We start from the raw sequence: 2,676 nt of genomic DNA, 5'->3' as shown, positions 1-2,676 counted from the left end.
GTCTAATTTCAGCAGTGACTGGTTTTTCCCTCCTCTCGTGAGCTTAGCGAACCTCTCAATACTCTCTTTGTCGATTGCCTTTGCTTGCCTGGCGTAGCCGGACTGGCCTTTGCGAAGCAAAGACTGGCCACCGAAGGTGACTAACTTATCATAATTGTCACGTTAATTGAATGCAAATAATGGAGTCCCCTAAGGCATAGAGTTTTATCTGGGAACGAATCTATGCTAAGATCGTTTCATAGTGAAACGGAAGGAGATGATTCAGTGGATGCAGACGAGTTAGTTCAGTCACTCGAAGAGATACAAAAGAGGAAGGAAATGGAGCTCCCATCGAGACTTAGGCCTTACTTCGACAAAATAGAGATGAAGAACAGGGCAGTCCTTGTTTTTGGGCCAAGAGGGGTTGGAAAAACCACTTTTCTTCTGCACAGATTTAGGGAGAGAAAAGTACTCTACGTCTCGGCTGACAACCCTCTCGTTTCTACTAGTGACCTATGGAGCATAGCAAAGACGGCTTTTGTAAGGGGTTATGAGGGGATAGTTGTGGATGAGGCTCACTACGCAAAAGATTGGAGCATCCATCTTAAGGCCCTCTACGATTCCTATCCGGGAAAACTGGTAATAGCTAGCGATAGCAGCAGTCTCGTATTAAGACAGGGGATCGCAGATCTATCTAGAAGATTCTCCAGGGTTCATATCCCTCTAATGTCTTTGAGGGAATACATATTTCTTAGAGACGGAATTTCGCTGCCACAATTGGAGCCATTCTCTCCTGAGCCTTCTTCAGTTAAAGAGATAATAAACTGTACAAACGTACTCTCTGCTTTTGAGGAGTATCTTGAACGAGGATTCAGGCCGTCTTATTTGGAGTGGGACTTTCGAGAGCAAATAGAACACATTATTGAAAAGACACTTCATGGAGATGTTCCGTTCTTCGTTCCCCAAATCTCAGATATTCACTTCAGGCTAATGAATGCCGTTGTAGGCTTTTTGGCGATATCGAAAGTACCAACACTGAACATTGAGAGGATGTGTAGAGAGTGGGGTATAGGGAAGAGAAAGCTCTATGAACTTCTTACTGTAATGAACGCAACAGGAATAATCAGAATAGTATATAGGGAGAGCGATAATCGAACCTTCTCCAAAGGTGAGAAAATATTCTTTGGCGACCCTGCTTTCTACTCAATTGGTGCAGGAAATATCGGAACAAGAAGAGAAGCCTATGTGGCACAATCCTTTGAAGATGCGGGAAGAAGAGTCTTCGCATGTGTGGATGAGCGAAATGGAGATTTCTCTGTAGATGGCAAGATTATTGAAGTGGGAGGAAGGAGCAAAAAACCAAAGAAAGCCGAGTTCGTGATAAGAGACGACACGGATTTGCCCCATTCAAACTCGATTCCAATGTGGACACTGGGCTTTCAATACTGACACTAACTCGTAGTTATGCCACGAGATTTTGGACAAGAAGTTTGTCCACTTCTCGGGATATCTCTGATCAAGCACCAGAAGAAGTTCTTCCAGCTCTTTAAACTTGTATCTTGGCACTTGGAACTCCCTTCAACACAGATTATCGAAAGACAGAATCCATATTTGTTTTGATCTGGAGGAGCAACACTATCGCAATGGAATTAATAGTCCTCTCAAAGATCACATGGTCCAAGATCGTATATGCACAATACTCCGGCGAATGAACTTGAGAAAAATGCTTCCAGTGCTATAATTCAAGCAGAGAAGGAGGTGAATTATGATAAGAATAGCTCAGGCGGAAGCTCTGGAGGCTTTTAAGGTAAAACTCGCCTTTGAAAATGGAGTAGTGGGAACAGTGGATTTCTCTGAGCTGGCCGCATCTCCTCTTTTCGGTCCTCTCAAGAATTATGAGTTTTTGGAAGGCGTTTGCATTGTCAGGGACGGCAGAGCTTTAGCATGGGGGGAAGATCTTGAGATCTGCGCTGATTCGCTTTTTATGAGAATATCGGGAAAGAAGCCAGAAGAGATCTTCCCCAAAACAGAGGCTACGGTGTGAATGCCTGAAATCAGTCGGTTCTATGGAATAGCAATCTACATGTACTACGAAGATCATCTTCCTCCACCTTTCATGCTCACTATGGTGAACATGAAGCTATTATAGATATTGAGTCACTAGCAGTCATCGCAGGAGTCTTACCTCACAGAGCCCTGGGACTCGGATTGAACGGGCTTCAACGCACCAGAATGATTTTTCGGCAGCATGGAGTGATGCAAAGTCTTTACTACCCTTAAGGAGAATAGCACCGTTGAAATAGACTCCTGTATACTTTCCGACTCCACGTCTCGTGAATTGCCTGCACGTTTCTATGCTTCACTTCATGCAACCCTTGACGCTCTTTCGAATGTCAGATACCACAGGTGCAAATAGGTACTGTCCGGCTCCTAACATTCCAATTTTCGTTAACGCTCAGAAGAGCCTCTAAAGCTCCTACGAGACATCAGATACCGCTTCATGACTCGAAAGGTTAAGGGAGAATGATACGAGTTGGTCCGGTTGTCATCTTGTAGTGATGGTGTACGGGATCTCCCATCAAAGAGCCACTTTTCGCTGGTCGCTGAACGCCTAGAAAAGACGAGAAAGAGTATATTAGAGAATTCGCTTCGCTCACGAGAAGACGAGAGAAAAGCCAGTCACTGCTGAAATTAGAC

2 protein-coding genes are annotated in these 2,676 nt (G+C 44.4%); both read left to right on the top strand.

Annotated elements, in window-relative coordinates:
• Positions 1-264 precede the first annotated feature (264 nt).
• On the top strand, positions 265-1,428 hold the full coding sequence (locus B3157_RS11760; protein WP_292590628.1) for an ATP-binding protein: 1,164 nt from the start codon (positions 265-267) through the stop codon (positions 1,426-1,428).
• 316 nt (positions 1,429-1,744) lie between these two features.
• The gene (locus B3157_RS11755; protein WP_292590627.1) at positions 1,745-2,023 is read left to right on the top strand and encodes a DUF2442 domain-containing protein; all 279 of its coding nucleotides are present in this window, start codon (positions 1,745-1,747) and stop codon (positions 2,021-2,023) included.
• The last annotated feature ends 653 nt before the right edge of the window (positions 2,024-2,676 follow it).

Origin of the sequence: Mesotoga sp. UBA5557, from assembly GCF_002425715.1 — a bacterium.
Lineage (GTDB): Bacteria > Thermotogota > Thermotogae > Petrotogales > Kosmotogaceae > Mesotoga.
This window is presented reverse-complemented; position numbering and strand designations above follow the sequence as displayed.

Excerpts from the sequence above, each read along its gene's own strand:
- B3157_RS11755 (WP_292590627.1), top strand. The coding sequence starts at position 1,745 with ATGATAAGAATAGCTCAGGCGGAAGCTCTGGAGGCTTTTAAGGTAAAA.